Source organism: Billgrantia endophytica, assembly GCF_002879615.1.
In the GTDB taxonomy this organism is placed as follows: Bacteria; Pseudomonadota; Gammaproteobacteria; order Pseudomonadales; family Halomonadaceae; genus Halomonas; species Halomonas endophytica.
The window spans coordinates 118,756-136,184 of the sequence record NZ_PNRF01000012.1 but is presented as its reverse complement, the minus strand read 5'-3'; the positions used below and the strand labels follow the sequence as shown (position 1 = coordinate 136,184).

The 17,429-nt window shown below is 64.0% G+C and carries 16 protein-coding genes and 2 pseudogenes; 7 read left to right on the top strand and 11 right to left on the bottom strand.

The window, feature by feature from the left end:
- The 3 genes from C1H69_RS05685 to C1H69_RS05675 are packed head-to-tail and all read right to left on the bottom strand — an operon-like array spanning position 1 to position 3,670.
- Positions 1–717, bottom strand: coding sequence for an amino acid ABC transporter permease (locus tag C1H69_RS05685; protein ID WP_102652436.1), 717 nt, complete (start codon positions 715–717; stop codon positions 1–3).
- A gap of 9 nt (positions 718–726) precedes the next feature.
- Positions 727–1,554, bottom strand: coding sequence for a transporter substrate-binding domain-containing protein (locus C1H69_RS05680; RefSeq protein WP_102652435.1), 828 nt, complete (start codon positions 1,552–1,554; stop codon positions 727–729).
- Positions 1,555–1,582: 28 nt separating this feature from the next.
- Positions 1,583–3,670, bottom strand: a complete 2,088-nt coding sequence (locus C1H69_RS05675) for an NADH:flavin oxidoreductase (RefSeq protein WP_102652434.1) — start codon at positions 3,668–3,670, stop codon at positions 1,583–1,585.
- Between the two features lie 135 nt (positions 3,671–3,805).
- On the opposite strand from C1H69_RS05675, the gene C1H69_RS05670 reads away from it, so the two are divergent.
- Complete coding sequence (locus C1H69_RS05670; protein ID WP_102652433.1) at positions 3,806–4,624, top strand: IclR family transcriptional regulator; 819 nt, start codon at positions 3,806–3,808, stop codon at positions 4,622–4,624.
- Between the two features lie 38 nt (positions 4,625–4,662).
- Positions 4,663–5,991 (top strand): NAD(P)/FAD-dependent oxidoreductase, encoded by a 1,329-nt coding sequence (locus C1H69_RS05665; RefSeq protein ID WP_102652432.1) that lies wholly within the window; start codon positions 4,663–4,665, stop codon positions 5,989–5,991.
- A gap of 42 nt (positions 5,992–6,033) precedes the next feature.
- Here the strand turns inward: C1H69_RS05665 and C1H69_RS05660 are convergent.
- Positions 6,034–6,396, bottom strand: a pseudogene (locus tag C1H69_RS05660) (MFS transporter); the annotation flags it as partial.
- Positions 6,384–7,319 (bottom strand): LysR substrate-binding domain-containing protein, encoded by a 936-nt coding sequence (locus C1H69_RS05655; RefSeq protein WP_102652431.1) that lies wholly within the window; start codon positions 7,317–7,319, stop codon positions 6,384–6,386. The pseudogene C1H69_RS05660 and the gene C1H69_RS05655, both read right to left, overlap by 13 nt.
- Before the next feature lie 111 nt (positions 7,320–7,430).
- On the opposite strand from C1H69_RS05655, the gene C1H69_RS05650 reads away from it, so the two are divergent.
- On the top strand, positions 7,431–8,315 hold the full coding sequence (locus tag C1H69_RS05650) for an alpha/beta fold hydrolase (protein WP_102652430.1): 885 nt from the start codon (positions 7,431–7,433) through the stop codon (positions 8,313–8,315).
- 2 nt (positions 8,316–8,317) lie between these two features.
- On the opposite strand, the gene C1H69_RS05645 is transcribed toward C1H69_RS05650, so the two are convergent.
- The gene (locus C1H69_RS05645) at positions 8,318–9,058 is read right to left on the bottom strand and encodes an SDR family NAD(P)-dependent oxidoreductase (RefSeq protein ID WP_102652429.1); all 741 of its coding nucleotides are present in this window, start codon (positions 9,056–9,058) and stop codon (positions 8,318–8,320) included.
- 114 nt (positions 9,059–9,172) lie between these two features.
- Here C1H69_RS05645 and C1H69_RS05640 point away from each other — a divergent pair, with 114 nt between their 5' ends.
- The gene (locus C1H69_RS05640) at positions 9,173–9,775 is read left to right on the top strand and encodes a TetR/AcrR family transcriptional regulator (RefSeq protein ID WP_102652428.1); all 603 of its coding nucleotides are present in this window, start codon (positions 9,173–9,175) and stop codon (positions 9,773–9,775) included.
- Between the two features lie 15 nt (positions 9,776–9,790).
- On the opposite strand, the gene C1H69_RS05635 is transcribed toward C1H69_RS05640, so the two are convergent.
- Complete coding sequence (locus C1H69_RS05635; protein WP_102652427.1) at positions 9,791–10,669, bottom strand: helix-turn-helix transcriptional regulator; 879 nt, start codon at positions 10,667–10,669, stop codon at positions 9,791–9,793.
- Positions 10,670–10,808: 139 nt separating this feature from the next.
- Here C1H69_RS05635 and C1H69_RS05630 point away from each other — a divergent pair, with 139 nt between their 5' ends.
- Positions 10,809–11,633 carry an alpha/beta fold hydrolase gene (locus C1H69_RS05630; RefSeq protein WP_102652426.1) on the top strand — a complete coding sequence of 275 codons (825 nt, stop codon included), beginning with the start codon at positions 10,809–10,811 and terminating at the stop codon, positions 11,631–11,633.
- 7 nt (positions 11,634–11,640) lie between these two features.
- On the opposite strand, the gene C1H69_RS05625 is transcribed toward C1H69_RS05630, so the two are convergent.
- Positions 11,641–13,227: an MFS transporter gene (locus C1H69_RS05625; RefSeq protein ID WP_102652425.1), complete on the bottom strand. Its 1,587-nt coding sequence runs from the start codon at positions 13,225–13,227 to the stop codon at positions 11,641–11,643.
- Between the two features lie 124 nt (positions 13,228–13,351).
- Between C1H69_RS05625 and C1H69_RS05620 the strand changes: the two genes are divergently transcribed.
- Entirely contained in the window at positions 13,352–14,155 is an 804-nt protein-coding gene (locus C1H69_RS05620) for a helix-turn-helix transcriptional regulator (RefSeq protein WP_102652424.1), read from the top strand.
- Here the strand turns inward: C1H69_RS05620 and C1H69_RS05615 are convergent.
- Positions 14,125–14,529 (bottom strand): VOC family protein, encoded by a 405-nt coding sequence (locus tag C1H69_RS05615; protein ID WP_102652423.1) that lies wholly within the window; start codon positions 14,527–14,529, stop codon positions 14,125–14,127. The two genes, C1H69_RS05620 and C1H69_RS05615, sit on opposite strands and share 31 nt — an antisense overlap.
- Positions 14,530–14,555: 26 nt before the next feature.
- A complete protein-coding gene (locus C1H69_RS05610) occupies positions 14,556–15,725 on the bottom strand; it encodes an MFS transporter (protein ID WP_240609823.1) in 1,170 nt (389 codons plus the stop codon).
- Positions 15,726–15,792: 67 nt separating this feature from the next.
- Here C1H69_RS05610 and C1H69_RS05605 point away from each other — a divergent pair, with 67 nt between their 5' ends.
- The gene (locus C1H69_RS05605; protein WP_102652421.1) at positions 15,793–16,344 is read left to right on the top strand and encodes an Lrp/AsnC family transcriptional regulator; all 552 of its coding nucleotides are present in this window, start codon (positions 15,793–15,795) and stop codon (positions 16,342–16,344) included.
- Here the strand turns inward: C1H69_RS05605 and ada are convergent.
- Positions 16,278–17,389 (bottom strand): annotated as a pseudogene (ada, locus tag C1H69_RS05600) (bifunctional DNA-binding transcriptional regulator/O6-methylguanine-DNA methyltransferase Ada). The gene C1H69_RS05605 and the pseudogene ada overlap by 67 nt on opposite strands.
- Between the last annotated feature and the right edge of the window lie 40 nt (positions 17,390–17,429).

The window sequence follows — 17,429 nt, the reverse complement described above, 5'->3', positions numbered from 1 at the left end:
TCAGAATCCTTTGCCATAACCGGGGTAGGCGAGCAACCGTTCGGCCAGGGTCAGCGCCCAGGCCAGCAGACTGACCAGCGTGACGTAGACCAGCAGTACCATCAGCATCATTTCGAGGGTGCGGAAGGTATCGCTGTAGACCTGCCCGGCGGCATACATCAGTTCCGGCACGGTGATCACCGAGGCCTGCGAGGTGGTCTTGAACAGGTTGGTGAGGATATTGGTCAGCGACGGCAGACAGACACGCGCGGCGATTGGGGCCTGCACGCGGCGGAACAGTCCCAGGCGGGTGTAGCCCAGCGAACGAGCCGCTTCCAGGGTTGCCTTGGGCACCGCGTCGAGCCCCGAGCGAAACGCCTCGATGCACAGCGCGCCGCCGAACAGGCTCAGCGATATCGCTGCCGACACGAAGGCGCTGAGCAGGGGATGCTGCAATCCCGTGACGGGGTCGGTCACGGTGAAACCGATCTGCGTCAGGGTGAAGTAGAAGAACAGCATCTGCAGCAGTGGTGGCGTATTGCGGAATATTTCCACGAACAGCTCGATGCAGGCGTCCAGCCACCATAGTCGCAGGGTTTGCCCCAGTGCACCGACCAGGCCGATCGCCACCGCCGCCAGCGATGAGACGAGTGCCAGTTGCAGGGTGACCCATACCCCGTCCACCAGCCAGCGCTGGTAGACGGGGTCGCCGAGCCAGGAGTAGTCGAGTCCGAACATGGGCTCGGGTCACTCGGCCACAGCGCGCGCGGCTTCGGCGCGTGCGGCGATGTGGTCGGACGGAGGCATGTCGTACTCGCCTTCCCAGTCGATCAGCCGGTCCTCTCCCTCGGCCTTGACGATGGCTGCATTGACGGCGTCAAGGAAGGCCTCATCGCCCTTGCGCACGCCACCGGCCATCGGCAGGTATTCATAGGGCTCGACGGCGATCTTGTAGCCTTCCCAGCCCGGCTCCCCGAGCTTCTGACGCAGCGTCATGTCATCGAAGACCATGGCCACGCAGCGGTTGTCCTGCAGGGCGCGGTAAGCTTCCGGCAGTGCCGTGAAGTTGACCAGGCGAATGCCATAGTGGTCGGTCAGGGTGCGGTTGTAGTAGGCGCCCTGGATACCGCAGACGTTCTGTCCTTCGAGTTGTTCCCACTGATCGAAGCGCGCTTCCTGGCGGGCGAGCACCGAGGCGCCGGCGGCGGAGACGTAATGCTCGGTGAAGTCGATCACCTGGGCCCGCTCCTCGGTCACCCCCAGCGTCGCCATGATCAGGTCGATGCGCCCGGAATTGAGCAACTCGATACGATTGGAGGCGACTACCGGGATCAGCTCGACCTTGTCCGGCGAACCCAGTAACTCATTGGCGATGTAACGCACCAGTTCGATCTCGAAGCCGACGATCTCATTGTTCTCGTCGAGGTAACCGTACGGTGGGTAGTCGTTCTTGATGCCGACGCTCAGCACGTCGCGCTCCCGAATGTCTGCGAGGGTGTCGGATTGAGCCTGTGCAGCGAAGCCGAGCAGTAGTGTGGCGGTCACACCGCCGATGAGGGCATTGTACGGTGACATGGTGTTGTCCTTGTTTAGGATGTCATGGTCAGGGAGTAGTGCGTGGTGCCCGGTCGATGCCGATTGCCAGGCTCAGTCGCATGGCGTCGAACATGGCGGCATGCACGTCGCGGCTCGCCAGTACGTCGCCAATGCGAAAGATCGTGAAGCCCGCCGGGTCGTCCGGCTCGGGCTGGGGAGCGAGCTCGACGAATGCCTGCCAGTCGGTCCTGCCGGCATTGCTGGCCATTGGCGCCAGTGCGTGGAACAGCTCGTCGTCGGGTAGCGAGCCGTGCTCGACGACGACCTGGTCGATCTCGCGCAGGCACTCGCGTTCGCTGTATTCGTTGCGCAGCACGGCTTGCAGGCCATGTGCCGTACGCTCCAGCCGGATGAGCCGGTGGTCGGGGGTGATGGTGCCGCCGCCGGCATGGATGTGGCGCAGGTGGATGGCATAGTTGGATGCGCTCATCTCCACGCCGAGGCTACGCTCGGGAGTTACGATCTCCACTTCCGCGCCGCGTTCGAGCAGGTATTCGGCGCAGGATGGCCCTTGGTGATAGCCATTGTCGTCGAACAGCAGCACGCGCCGGCCAGGTGGCACTTTTTCGGCAAGGATGTCACGCGCGCTGACGGCCAGTTGGCTGCCCTCGAACTGCCCCAGGCTGGGTACACCTCCCGTTGCGACAATCACGACATCCGGCTCCAGGGCCAGTACCTCGGCGGGAGTCGCCTGCGTGGCGAGGCGTAACTCGACGCCCAGGGCGCGGACGCGGCTTTCCAGCCAGCGTGGGATCTCCGCCATGCTGCGGCGCCAGTCGACCCTGGCGGCGACTAGGGTTTGTCCGCCGACGGTCTCGCATGCCTCGAACAGCGCCACCCGATGGCCGCGTTCGGCGCAGACTCTTGCCGCCTCCAGGCCCGCCGGCCCGGCACCGACGATGACCACGCGATGGGATCGCGGTGCCGCTTCGATGATGTGGGGCAGGGCGGTTTCACGACCGGTGGCGACGTTGTGCAGGCATAGCGATACGCCGCCAAGATGCAGGCGCTCGACGCAGTAGTTGGCACCCACGCACGGGCGTATCTCCTGGGTACGTCCTTCGAGGGCCTTGCGCACCAGATGAGGGTCGGCGATGTGTGCCCGGGTCATGCCGACCATGTCGAGTTGTCCCGCCTCGAGCGCCGCCGCGCCTTGCTCAAGGGTCAGGAAGCGTCCGGCATGGAAGACCGGGATGCCCGCCGCGCGGCGCAGGTCGCCGGCCAATTCCGCATAGGGATGAGGGGCTGCCCACATGCCGGGAATGGCACGCGCCAGGCCGAGCGGCGAGGCATTCTGGGCGGTGGAAACGGTCAGGAAATCGATCAATCCAGAGTGGGCGAACGCGGCGGCGATTTCGATGCATTGGGCGTGATCGAGAGCGCCGGGGCTCATCTCGTCACTGGACAGACGCAGTCCCGCCACGTAGTCGTTCCCGGCATGGCGGCGGATCGACTCGAAGACCTCGAGGCCGAAACGCATGCGGTTGGCCAGTGAGCCGCCGTAGCCGTCATGTCGCTGGTTGGTGGCTGGCGACAGGAACTGGCCGATCAGATGGGCGCCCGAACTGATGATCTCGACGCCGTCGATGTCTCCCTCGCGACAGCGTCGGGCGGCGTGACCGAAGTCCTCGACGATGCGCTTGATGTCGAAGCGATCCAGACTGCGCGGAAAGCTGCGGTGGACAAACTCTTTTAGCGGCGAAGGGGCGACCGGGGCCAGCCAGTGTTCGGTATCGTAGCGCGAGCGGTGGCCGAGGTGGCTCAACTGGCACATCAGCGCCGTGTCATGACGGTGGATGCGTTCGGCGAAGCGCCGGAACGCCGGTACGATGCCGTCGTCAGCGACGGAAATCTGTCGCCACTGGGCGGCGGGCGAGTCGAGCGATACCGAGGAAGAGCCGCCGAAGCAGGTCAGTGCAAGTCCACCCTCGGCCTTGGCCTCGTGGTAGGCCATGTAGCGTTCGGTGGGCCTGCCCGCACTGGCGTAACCGGGGGCATGGCTGGTGCTCATGATGCGATTCTTGAGCGTCAGGCCCTTGATCCTCAATGGGACAAACAGAGGAGCCAGGGAGTCGGGAAGGTCGGGCATCGTCATCTGATATCACCACATAACGATTGTTGTGATTGTGTTTCGAGCATGTGAGATGCAAAATCGAGCGTCAAGGAAAAATTCCACAAAGCGGTACTTTTTTTATATAAATTCCATAATATGAAACAAAAGGGGCGCGCCATGACTAACCACACGCCAAAAAGCGGGGCACAATTATTGGACCGGGCCGTGCTACTGCTCGACCTGGTGGCCGGCGGGAGCCGCGAGGGCATGACGCTCAAGGCGCTGTGCGAGCAGGCGGAGCTCAACAAGGCGACCTGCCACCGCATCCTCAACTCCCTGGCCGAGCATGGCATGCTCGACAAGGATCCCGATGGCCGACGCTACCGACTCGGCACCAAGTTGTTGGTGCTTGGTGCCAAGGCGGCCAATGGCCCCGGATTGCGCAGCCTGTGCCAACCGGCCTTGACCAGGCTATGCCAGGAGAGTGGCGAGACCACCATGCTGATGGCACGCGATCGCGACGACTCGGTATGCATAGACCGCCACGACGGCAGCTTCCTGCTGCAGACCCTGACCGGGTCGATCGGTGGTTATGTACCGCTGGGTGTAGGGCCCGGCAGTCTGTCGATGCTGGCATTCATGGCGGCCGATGAGCGCGAGGAGGTTCTCGAGCGTAATTGGCCGCGCATTGCCGCTTATCCGGCGTTGACGCGCGACAAGCTGAGGCGGCTGATCGACGAGACCATCTCCCAGGGCTATGCCCTCGATCGTGGCGAACTGGTGCCCGGTGTCGCCGGCATCGCCGTGCCGATTCGTGTCGCCGAGACGGGACCGGTCGCCTCGCTTGGCTTCACGATCCTTTCCGCGCGACTGTCATCCGAGATGATCGAACGTTATGTGCAGGCATTGCGTGACGAGGTGGCGAGCATCGAGCCCCACCTCAACCCACTGGATCGCCGGCTGACCTCGCCGGAGCGCATCCTTGGGCAGAGCTGAATTCCTGTACGACGCTTTCACCGAACCAGGAGGAAGAGATGGGACCGAATGTCGATAACGTGGAGTCTACGCCGGCGTTTCCCACGCGGGCCGAGGTGGTGGTGATCGGTGGCGGCATCGTCGGTGTCGCGACCGCGCTGGCGCTGGTGGACAAGGGAGTCGATACCGTGCTGCTCGAGAAGGGCGTGGTGGCGGCCGAGCAGTCCAGCCGTAACTGGGGATGGTGTCGACGCACCGGTCGCGATCTGCGCGAGCTGCCGCTGATCGAGGCGAGCATGCAAATGTGGGAGGGCATGAACCAGAGGCTGGGCCGGGAGTGTGGATTTCGTCGCCATGGCATCGTCTACGCCGCGCATGACGAGAAGCAATTCGAACGCCATGGCCGCTGGCGCGAGGCCGCTGCCGAACACGGCATCGATAGCCGCTTGCTGGATGCCGGGCAGATGCGGCGCCTGGTTCCAGGCCTTCAGGGGCCAGTGTTCGGGGGCCTGCATACCCCAGCGGATGGGCGAGCCGAGCCGCAGAAGGCGGCGCCGGCCATGGCCCAGGCCGCCATCGAGCGCGGTCTCAACCTGCAGCAGCATTGTGCCGTGCGCAGCATCGAAAGGGCTGGAGGACGGATCGAGCGCGTCGTTACCGAGCATGGTGAAATCGCCTGCCAGTCGGTGGTCATCGCCGGTGGTGCCTGGTCGCGGCTGCTGCTGGCGGGCCTGGGGGTAACGTTGCCGCAGCTCAAGGTACGCTCCTCGGTGCTGAGGACGCGGCCCTTGGCGGTCGATGTCGAGCCTTGCCTGAGCCTGGGTAGGGTGGCGCTGCGCAAACGTCTCGACGGCGGGTGGACGATCGCCTCATCGTCCAACAATCTCGCCGAGGTCACGCCGGACGCGCTGCGCTTCCTGCGCCTGTTCTGGCCGGCCTACCGGGTCGAGCGTGAGATACTGCAACCGCACCTTGGGCGGCAGGGGCTCGATGAGGTTCTGCGCTGGCGGCCGGGGCAGGCCGAGCGAGTGTCGATCTACGAACGTATTCGCGTGCTCGACCCCGCGCCGCATCGTCCGACGCTGGTGCGTATGGTCGAGGACCTCAAGCGCGCCCTGCCGGCATTCGCCGGCCTGCAGGTGGCCCAGTCCTGGGCGGGGTTGATCGATACCCTACCCGATGCCATTCCGGTGATCTCGACCGTCGAGAATGTGCCCGGATGTCTAGTGGCCACAGGCTTCTCAGGACATGGATTCGGCATTGCCCCCGCGGCAGGGCAACTGGCGGCGGATCTGATAACAGGCGATGTGCCCTGTGTCGATCCTGAACCATTTCGTCTTGAGCGTTTCCGGCATCCGCATGACGTTCGCGCGCAGCATTGGTTGTGAGCGTCGTTCGAAAGACGTCATGGCAGGCTCGATACAGAAAACTCAAGCCGTGTTGCGTGCCTGCTCGCCACGACGCTCCATCACTACGCCCACGGCGAAGATTGCCAGGCCGCCAAACGCCAGGGCTGTACCGACCAGGCCGGTCGACGACCAGGAGAACCCCAGCGTGATGAACAGGCCGGCCAGCCAGGTCCCCAGGGCATTGGCCATGTTGAAGGCGGCATGGTTGAGCGAGGCGGCCATGGTCTGGGCATCCTCCGCCATGTCCCTCAAGCGCGTCTGCAGTGCCGGTCCCAAGGCCACGCTGGTGCCCGCCAGGCAGACGAACAGCAGGCCCCAGAAGATGCTGTTGGCGGCAAAGTAGAATAGCCCCTGGACCAGGGTGGACCACATCAGAATCCAGGGGGGAGGCGACCGGTCGGCATTGACTCGTGCAAGCGAAGGCTATCCGGTGCTCCGGCGAAGCGCCTCCGACGACCCGCTTCCTTGACCTCGGCGATCAGCGCGCTGGTGCCGGCCGTACCGTTCCCGGCAAAGGCATAGAAGCAGGCATTCGGCAACCCGGGCATGCCCTCGTCCGAGGCGAGGGTGCGCAGCCCTTCCCTCAACTGGCTGCGCGCTACGGGGGTCACCGCGAAGCCGGCCCTGGCGGCGGCCAGGCAACCGGCCATGCTGCCGCTCTCGAAGGCCAGGCGCCAGGGTCGGTCGGCCAGGGAGAGCGCCGCGATGGCCGCTTCGCGATAGACGCAGGGCTCGGGAAAGAGCGCCAGCGGCACCTCCGCCGTGACATCGAAGGCCCGGTGGGCCCCATAGGCCCAGACCAGTTCCTCTTCCCACAGCAGTTCGCCCTCCTCGGGTGCCCGGGCACAGCGCTTGCCGAAGACCACATCGAGGGCGCCGGCCCGCAGCCGCTCGATGAGGTCGGCGGTGATGCCGACCTTGAGCTCGATGACGGCACGCGAATGCCAGCGATGGAAGGTCTCCAGCACTTCGGGCAGCCAGCTGCCGGCGAAGTCTTCCGATGCGCCGATGCGCAGACGACCATGAAGCGTCTCTCCTCCCAGCCGGGCACGCGCCTCGCGTTCCAGCCCGACGATGTTGCGCGCATAGGTGAAGAGCAGCTCCCCGGCGGAGGTCATTTGCAGGCGCCGCGTGGTACGCGCCAGCAGCCGGGTCTCCGCTGCCCGCTCCAAGCGCTTGATATGGCCGCTGACCGCCGAGGGCGTCAGTGCCAGCCGTTCGGCGGCCGCCGCGAAACCACCGCTTTCCACCACCTCCAGAAAGGTGCGCAGCAGCACGATGTCCAGACTCGTTCTCAATCCTGCCATGGGAACCCTGACTCATCATGAAATATCAACAATCATAGATGATTCATCACCAATCGGCAGCAGTATCGCGACTATGCTTCCTCCATCTCTGGCAGGAATGGATGCACGCAGATGGACCATTACGAATCCGTCACTACGCCGTTACTCGACATCGGTTACCTGGAGTGGAACCCGCGGGGTCAGCGTACCGTGGTACTGGTGCATGGCTGGCCGGACAGTCCCGAGGGATGGACTGGCGTGGCCGAGCGTCTGGCCCAGTCGGGATACCGTGTCGTCTGCCCGGCGCTGCGTGGCGTCGGACCGACGCGCTTTCACGACGCCACCACACCGCGCAGCGGACAACTCGCCGCCCTGGGGCGTGACCTGCTGGATTTCACCGCGGCGCTGGAGCTGCAACGGCCGGTGCTGGTGGGACACGACTGGGGCGCCCGCGCCGTGGCCAATGCCTGTGGCCTCGATACCGAGGCGGGCTCGCATCTGGTGATGTTGTCGGTGGGTTACGGCACCAACGACCCGCACCAGTCGATCTCGCTTACCCAGGCCCGCAACTACTGGTATCACTGGTATATGGCTACACCTCGCGGGGCCCACACCATCGAGCAGGACCGCCACGCCTTCACCCGCATGATGTGGGACACCTGGGCGCCGCAGGGCTGGTACCGCGAGGAGGATTTCGCCCAGGCCGCCGAGGCCTTCGACAACCCCGACTGGGCGAGTGTGGTGCTGCACTCCTACCGCCACCGCTGGGGTTTCGCCGAAGGCGATCCCGCCTACGAACGAGACGAAGCGTGCCTCAACCCCGCCCCCACGCTGGCCGTGCCGACACTGGTACTGCACGGCGCCGCCGATACCTGCAATCAACCCGACAGTTCCGCCGGCAAGGAGGAGTTCTTCAGCGGCACCTACCAGAGGCAATTACTGGAAGGCATCGGGCACTTCCCCCACCGGGAAGCGCCTGGACAGGTGGCCAAGGCCATCCTGGGCTTCATCCGGTAGCCTCACGAGTTGGCACCCCCATCGATGGTGAATTCCGCTCCGGTCACCGAGCGTCCTTCCGGTCCCGCCAGCCAGGTCACCAGCCCCGCCACATCGGCGGCCTCGTTGTAACGCGGAATGGCCATCAGGTTGCGCTGAGGGTCGGCGTATTCGCCATCGGCGGGGTTCATGTCGGTATCGGTGGAACCTGGATGCACGATATTGACGTTGATGCCGCGCGGCCCGAGGTCCCGCGCCAGTCCCTTGGTCAGGCCCACCAGGCCGGCCTTGCTCATGGCATACAGGCTGATGCCGGGCCAGGGTACCCGCACGGCAAGGTTGCTGCCGATGGTGATGATGCGTCCACCCTCCGGCATATGCCCTACCGCTGCCATGGCGGCTACCACTGGCGCACGCAGGTTGATCGCGATGGTGCGATCCAGCTCTTCCAACGTGACGCCCTCGATCGTCCCGGTCGGGAAGATGCCCGCATTGTTGATCAGGATATCGAGCCCGCCGAATTCCTCCACGGTGCGCTCGACGGCGGCCTCAAGCGCCGCGGCATCACAGTTGTCGGCACGAATTGCCATTGCCCGTCCGCCTGCCGACACGAGCTCGTCCACCACCGACTGCGCCGGGGCCTCGCTGCTGACATAGGTCACCGCCACGCTTGCCCCTTCCGCCGCCAGGCGCCGGGCGATCGCCGCACCAATACCACGGCTGCCACCGGTCACCAGAGCCACTTTTCCATTGAGTTGCTGCATGTCTCGCCTCCGTTGATGTCATTTATGTAGTATTCGATACAAAATAAAGATGACTAGACATTTGTGTGGTTGTCAAGGTATTTTGTAGTTATCGATACAAAAAAGGAGCGCTAGATGTCCCCACGCGGCAGACCCCGAGGCTTCGACCGGGAGGACGCCTTGCGACGAGCGATGGAGGTGTTCTGGGCGCAGGGCTACGAGAGTGCTTCGCTGACGGACCTGACCCGCGCCATGGGCATCAACGCACCCAGCCTCTACGCCACCTTCGGCAGCAAGGAAGCCTTGTTCAGGGAGGCGGTGGAGCTCTATATACGGACCGAGGGCAGCGGCATCTGGGAGGCGGTGGAAACGGCATCGACGGCACGTGCAGCCATCGAGCATGTTCTGTATGCCACGGCGGAGGCCTTCACCCAAGGCCCCGAATCTCGTGGCTGCCTGATCGTACTCGCCGCTCCACAGATTCAGTGTGCCAACAGAGAGGTTTGCGAGGTGCTGAAAAGGCACCGGCTCGAGAACGGCCAGCTGCTGGAACGACGTTTGCAACGGGCCGTCGATGCAGGTGAGCTCCCGCCTTCAACGGACTGTGGTGCCATTGCCAACTATATCGTCACCGTACAGCACGGCATGTCCATCCAGGCGCGAGACGGCGCCTCGCGGGACATGCTGCGAGCCATTGCGGACTGCACCATGGCGGGGTGGGAGGCCTTGCTCCCATAGTCGGCAAGCGAGGCGTCAACGGCGTTTGCCGAAGACCGATTTCGGCGCTCGGCCGAAGAAGCGCGAGAAGGCGGCGCTGAAATTTCCAGGGTAGGCATAACCGACCCGATAGGCCGTTTGCGCCACCTGGCAGCCACTCTCCAACAGGGCATGGGCATGGTGCATGCGGTATTCATGCAGCAGGCGCTGGGGCGTGGTGCCAAACAACCGGCGAAAGCCCCGCTTGAAGCTGAATTCGTTCATACCCACCTCGGCGCACAGGTAAGCCAGCGTCAAGGGCCGATCCATTCGCGCCAGCAGGATATCCCGCGCCCGTTCGAGCCGCTCGATATCCTCGTCATTCAGTTTAGGCATCGCCGTTGGCGTAGGCCTGGGCAACAGTCCGTCGAGCGCATGGGACAACGCGCTCAATGCATGGATCTGCATGTTCAGCTTGTGCCGATCATGCCTGAAGTATCCGGCAAGTGCCCGTACATGGGCTTGGCTGCTGCCGAAGGTGGACATGAATGCCAGGCGCCTGAGCGTCCCACTCCCCATCAACGCCGCCACCTGCGCCTCCCCGGCGTACTGACGCAGCCGCTCCTCGCCGATCAGCAAGCGCAATTGAGCGACCACCTGCCCTTCCGGATAACGCCGCTCGCCATGACTGGTGGCGAACGCCGTGATCGTGGTGTACCCGGCCCTGAATGCTACTCGCTCCCCCTGGCGTTCCACAAAGCACGACTCGCCTTGTAACCCGAAGGTCAGTACCAACATCGGCCGACCATGAGGGTCGCGGCTCTCTTCGACCAGCTCCCGCGTGGGATGGTAACGCAGCCAGTTGACGGCGAGGCCGTCATCCAGCGCCAGATACTCCGAGCGACAGGGGCTGGCATGCTGCAATTGGGCCACCATATGGTCCTCCTTCCCGATGAGCGACACCTGGCATACGAATGGCTCCGCCCGGCATATGAACGCTTATGATAAGCATTGACAATATTGCGTAGCATGGACGTGGCATCAATACCAAACGGGACCCGATGGAGACTCACGCATGCGATACCTGATCATCGACCGGCTACGCATCGCCATCACGGAAACCGGCGCCGGGGCACCTCTTGTCCTGGTCCATGGCTCCTGGGACACTCACGCTGCCTGGGCTCGGGTGGTTCCCGGACTCGTCCGTGAACTACGCGTCATCCGCTATGATCGACGGGGTCACGGGAACAGCGAGTGCCCACCGGGGCAGGGTGTATACGAGGAAGATGTGAACGACTTGTGCCAGTTGCTGGACCAAGTCGCCAGCGACTCACCGGCACACCTGATGGGACATTCCTACGGCGCCACTATCGCCCTGCTGGCCGCCGCCCAATCCCCTCACCGTGTGCATTCGGTGCTTGCCCACGAGCCTCCCTTGTTCGGCTTGCTCAAGCACCATCCACAGGGCAGCAGGCTGCTGCCCATCATTCAACGGCACATGACCACGGCCATGCAATGGCTCGAGGCTGGCAGGGATCACGATGCAGCACGCTACTTCGCCGATCATATCGGCTTCGGCGACGCACTGTGGGACGAGGTGCTGACGCCCGAGATGCGCGAAAGCTTCGTCGCCCATGCCGACACATGGCTGGATCAGGCCAAGGACCCCACACGGCTGGACATCGTGCCGGAGCGATTCGCAACGTTGAAGGTCCCCGTATGCCTGACCACGGGCTCACGGGGTCTGCCATGGTATCCACCGACCATGGAAGTATTGCACCGCCTGATTCCCGACGCCGATCTCGTCACCTTGGAGGGCGCGGGCCACGCTCCGCATCTGACCCACCCCCGCAGACTGGTTCAGGTCGCGCTGGCATTCATCCAATCACGGCACCATTGACGATCGCCTACGGTGAGGGGCAGAACTCCGAGTCGCGTGCCTCGTCACCCTGCGTATCGTCGCCAATCGTTCCCACGTGCCTCAGAAATACCGCCGAGACGATAGCCAGGCCGAGGATGCCGATCCCGCCGACCGTGGCGGTGACGTTGAGCCCCGCTGTAAACGCCAGTTGAGCTTCCTCGAGCATTCCCTCGGGCAGGCGGTTCACCGCGGAAACCGTCGCCCAGAGGCTTTCCTCCACGGCAACGGCGATATCAGGGGAGAGGTCATCGGAGACGCTTCCGTCAATGCGCGAACGGTAGACGAGTGTGGCCAGACTGCCCAGCAGGGCCACGCCTAGTGCAACCCCCAGCTCCTGCACCATCTCCGACATGGCCGAGGCGGAACCGGCCTTCTCTGCCGGCGCCGCGCCCACCACCAAATCCGTGCCCAACGCGGCGATGGTGCCCAGGCCGAGATAGACCAGCGAGAACCCGGCTATCGCCATGCCCACTCCACTGGCATTCACTTCGACGGTGGCCAGCAGCCAGTAGCCCAGCGTGGAGAGCGCCAGGGCAGCCCCCACCACATAGCCGGGACGGATGCGCCGGGCGAGCAACGGCGCCACGATACCCGCCAGCACCATCATCAGCGCCGGCGGCCCCATCCATAGCCCGGCCGCCAGCGGCGTGAGCCCCGCCACCAGCTGCAGATACTGGGTGACCAACAGCATGACGCCGGAAACACCGACCAGACCGACGAGCAACACGATCAGAGCGGCACTGAAGGTGCGGCTACCGAACAGCCGCATGTCGAGCAATGGATCAGCCAGGCGCCGCTGACGACGCACGAAGGCAAGCGCCAGCAACCCTCCCAGCACAAGCGCCAGCACCGGAACGGGCTCGAGCCCCGCCTTGGCGATCTCTTTCACGCCGTAGACCGCCGGCAGTACGGCCGCCAGCGAGAGCAGCACGCTGGTGAAATCCAGCGGTTCACTGCGAGGCGTGCGATATTCGGGCAGCAACAGCGGAGCTGCGATCAGCAGTAGGGCCACCACGGGAACCGCTACCAGGAAGGCCGAACCCCACCAGAAGCGCTCCAGCAACACGCCGCCCACCACCGGCCCCAGCGCCATGCCCAACGCGAACATGGTGGCCCACACGCCGATGGCCAGGGCGCGCTGGCGTACATCGCCGAACATGTTGCTGATCAGCGCCAGGGTCGACGGCATCAGCGTCGCACCGGCCACGCCAAGCAGCGCACGTGCGGCAATCAGCATGGCGGGGCTGGTGGAATAGGCGGCGATCACCGAAGTGGCGCCGAAGGCTACGGCGCCGATCATCAGCAGCCGACGGCGGCCGATGCGGTCGCCCAGCGTGCCCATGGTGATCAGAAAGCCCGCGATCATGAAGCCGTAGGCATCCATGATCCACAGCGCCTGGGTACTGCTCGGCTGCAGATCCGCTGCCAGGGCGGGCAGCGCCAGGTAGAGGATGGTGACATCAAGACCGAGCAGTGCCGTGGGCAATGCCAACACCACCAGGCCGGCCCACTCCTTGATGCCCGCCCGCTGTCGGGTGAGCCGCGAGCCTGACGCTTCATTGAGGGAAACCATGCCATACCTCCTTTCCATAGGGTTGGCATGATAGTCTTGGCCCATACTGATAGGGTTACAATATAGCCAGTTATCCTATTACTACTAGTAACTGCCCATTAGTCACTGCTCAATAGAGAACGCCATGGCCGGACGCAGCCTCGACAGGACCCGCAGCGAACTCACCGACTTCCTGATCCATCATCGCAACAAGCTGACGCCGGCCGACGTCGGCCTGCCCAGCACCGGCCGCCGGCGCACGCCGGGGCTTCGCCGCGAGGAAGTGGCCACCCTCGCTGGCGTGGGGCTGACCTGGTACACCTGGTTCGAACAGGGGCGCGACATCAACGTCTCGGAGAGCTTCCTGCTCAGCGTTTCCAAGGCCCTCAAGCTCGACGACGCCGAGTGCTGCCACCTGTTCCTGCTCGCCCACCGCCGTCCGCCGCCGGTGGAGGCCTACCAATGGCAGACGATTCCTCCACTGGTCCAGACGCTGATGGACGACATGGCGAGGCCCGCCTACGTGATGAACCTGCGCTGGGATGTGATCGCCTGGAATGCCGTGGCCGATAACCTGTTCGGCTTCAGTGACAGGGAGCCCGGCGAGCGCAACATGATGCGCCTGCTGTTCGCCGACCCTGCGCTACGCAGGCGACTGCCAGACTGGCGCCGGGACGCCCCCCGCCTGCTGGCCCAGTTCCGCTGCGACCTGGCGGCCGCGCCCGAGGACCCGGCCATGCAGGAGCTGATCGACGCGCTCGCCAAGCTGTCGCCGGACTTTCGCCGCTGGTGGGAGCAACCCAATCATGAAGCCTACCGCTACGGCATCGGCACGATTCTCGACGCCGAATCCAACCCGAGGGAGTACGAACACGCCACGCTGTTGGTGGATGAACACCGGCATCTCAGGATGGTGGTTTATTTCTCTTCCTCTGCCTCATCGGGATAGACGACAAACGCCAATTTATTGCCATCGCCATCGCGAACATAGGCGGCATAAAAACCTTCGGCATATTGAGGCCGATAACCTGGTGCGCCTTCGTCACCACCTCCATTGCTGATGGCTATCTCATACAGCTTGTCGACCTGCTCAGGGGCCGCGAACTGGAACGCTGTCATGGTGCCATTGCCTACACTGGCTGCCTGGCCATCGAAGGGATAACCGACAAAGAACCTGGGAAAATCAAGATCACCTTCCTTTCCATAGGAAACGCAGGAATCATCTTTCCAGCAGACATCCCAGCCCATTTCAGTAAAAAGGGGGTCATAGAACGCCAGCGCTTTTTCGAGATTCTTGGTACCCACCATCGTGTAGGCAATCATGCTGAAACACCTCCTTTCCGAAGTCATCATGTCTCCGAATGGCAGCGTAGCGCAGCCTGTTTCCTGCGCCACTGCCCCAACGCCCAGCCCAGGGCCGGCAGCACCAGCATCGCCGAGGCCCAGGCACACGCGGCAAAGCCGAAGTGCGTGAAGATCGGCCGGTAGAGCAGCGCCCCGGCAAAGACGCACAGATAGGTGATGGCGCTATACAGCCCCATGATGGCACCCCGCTGCGCCGGATCGATTTCGGCAAGCTGCCGCATGAGCAGGTTCAGGCCGAGATGATTGGCCACCCCCCAGACAAGACAGAGCGCCAACAGTACCAGCGGAAGCATCGCGGCACCCATCAACCCCAGATAGACGAGCATCAGGCCGGCAAAGGTCACACAGGCCACGGCGCTCGCACCATGCCGGTCGACCAACCGGCCCAGCGGTGCGGCGGCCCCGAAACCCAGGCCATAGACGGCGATGGCCAGCCCCGCGAAGGAAGCGGGCAATTGCAGAGCCTCGCCCAGGTGCGGGCCGAGATAGGTGTAAAGGCCATAGAACGCCGTCATGTAGGCAGCGACGTTCAGCAGCACCGAACGAATGCCAGGGATTCGCAAGGCCGTGAGGGAGGAGCTCATCGTCGCACCGCCCGCTCTCGTTCCCCAGTCGCGGCAGCGCGATATTCCCAATGCCAATACCACGGCAGCCAGCGCCAGTACCGAGAAGACGGCACGCCAGTGCAGCAGGTCGGCCAGCAACGCCGCAAGACCGACCCCAACCACCAGGCTCAGCGTCCACCCCGTCAGCACGAAGCTCAGCGTCTGGCTCTCGCGCCCTTTCGCCGCCACCTGAGCGGTCAGGGTATAGATCGCCGGCAATGCCACGCCTGCCGCCAGGCCGGCAAACGCCTGGGCGATGAACAACACCCAGAGGACGGGTGAGAGTGCGGCCAAGCCCAGCGACACCGACAGCACCAACAGCGCCCGCATCAGCGCGTGCTCGGCCCCGATACGATCGGCCAGCGAAGCCAGCAGCAAGGCACTGCCCGCCGTGGCCAGGCCATACAAGGCCGCTGCCGTCACCACATCGGCGGCGCTGCGACCCGGAAAGGACGCCGCCACCGTAGCAGCAATGGGGCTCAGCGCCAGCGAGTTGGCGCCAATGACGGCAATGGCAGCGGTCAACAGAAGAAGATGACGCGTTATCACGACTCGCTCCAAATGCAGTTCGACACTAACATTGAAGAAAGGAATACCATTCGGAGCAATCGTAAAAATGCCGAACCCTGAAAAAACAGAAACCGTTCGGGACAAGGGCCAGGAGGCACGCCCCCTGGACGCCTTCGACCGAAAAATATTAGGCGAACTGGCCGTGGATGCCGGGCTCAGCTACGCCGAGCTGGGTAATCGCGCCGGTCTCTCGGCGCCGGCCGTGCACGAACGGGTCAAACGGCTACGAGCTACGGGACGCATCCGCGGCACCGTGGCGGTATTGGATGGCCCTGCCACCGGCAAGCCCTTCCTCGCCTTCGTCCACGTCGATTCCACCGGTTGGGGCAAGACCCAGGAACTGCTGGCGCTCTCGGCGCTGCCCGAAGTCGAGGAGATCCACTCCGTGGCCGGCGACACCTGCATGCTGCTCAAGGTGCGCTGCGCCAGCAGCCGCGCCCTGGAAGGGCTGCTCGCCCGGCTCTATGCCCTGCCCAGCGTCAAGGCCACACGCAGCTACGTGGTACTCTCCACCTACCTGGAACGTACGCCTCAGGCAGGCATTACCGACGCGCTGGAGGGAGAATTTCCCGAACCATCTTTGCCGGCTTCCCGCTGACGTTCACGCTCGAGCAAGGCGCGCTTGCGCTCCACGCCCCAACGGTACCCCGAGAGTGCCCCGTCGTTGCGCACTACCCGGTGGCAGGGAATGGCCAGCCCCTGGCTACGGCGCGCACCGCCTTGGGAGAGCCGATCCGCTTCGCCAGCTCCGCATAACTGATCGTGGTGCCCATGGGAATCTCGGTCAGCGCCTGCCAGACCCGCTGCTGAAAGGCGGTGCCGCGAATGTCCAGCGGCAGCGCCAGCCCGACGCAAGGCGCCTCGACGAAGCCCACCACCTGAGCCACCCAGGCGTCGAAATCCTTACCCCCCGGAATCAGATTGGCGTTGGCAAAACGGTCCTGGAACTCCTGCAATAGCTGCTCCGGATCGCTCCCCAGGGAAATGGCGCAAATGCCCTTTTCGCTGGCGGCCACCAGGATCGTGCCCAGTGAACACTCCCCCAGGGCGAAGTGAATCTCCATGTCCTTCCCTCCCGAACGGTAACGCTTCGGTGTCATGCCGAGCATGCGATTGGAACTGGCATAGAAGCGCCCGCTGGAATTGAAACCCGCTTCAAAGAAAGCCTCCGTCACCGTCTCGCTGCTCAACAGTTCATTACGCACCCGCTCGGCTCGTCGTGCCGAGGCATAGGCCTTGGGCGTCAGGCCAGTGGTCGACTTGAATACACGGTGGAAATGAAAGCGGCTCAACCCCGCAGCACATGCCAGGTCATCAAGTGAAGGAAGCTCCTCGGATGACTCGATCAAATGACAGGCGCGGGCAACGGCCTCGGCGTGTCGCTGGACAAGAGGTTCGCCCTGAGGGCGGCAACGTTGACACGCTCGAAAGCCTGCCCGCTCGGCCTCCTCCGCATCCGTATGGAACTCGGCATTCTCACGCCGAGGGCGTCGCGACGCACAGGTGGGACGGCAGTAGATACCGGTAGAGCGAACCGCATAGACGAATGCGCCATCAGCCGTGGCGTCGCGATTCAGCACCGCCGCCCATTTCGCATCATCGGTATCAAACGTGGCACGTGAATCATGTGGCTTCTCGATCATGGTGGGCTCCCGCTGCCGATTCGGCGTTCTCCGTTGGTTC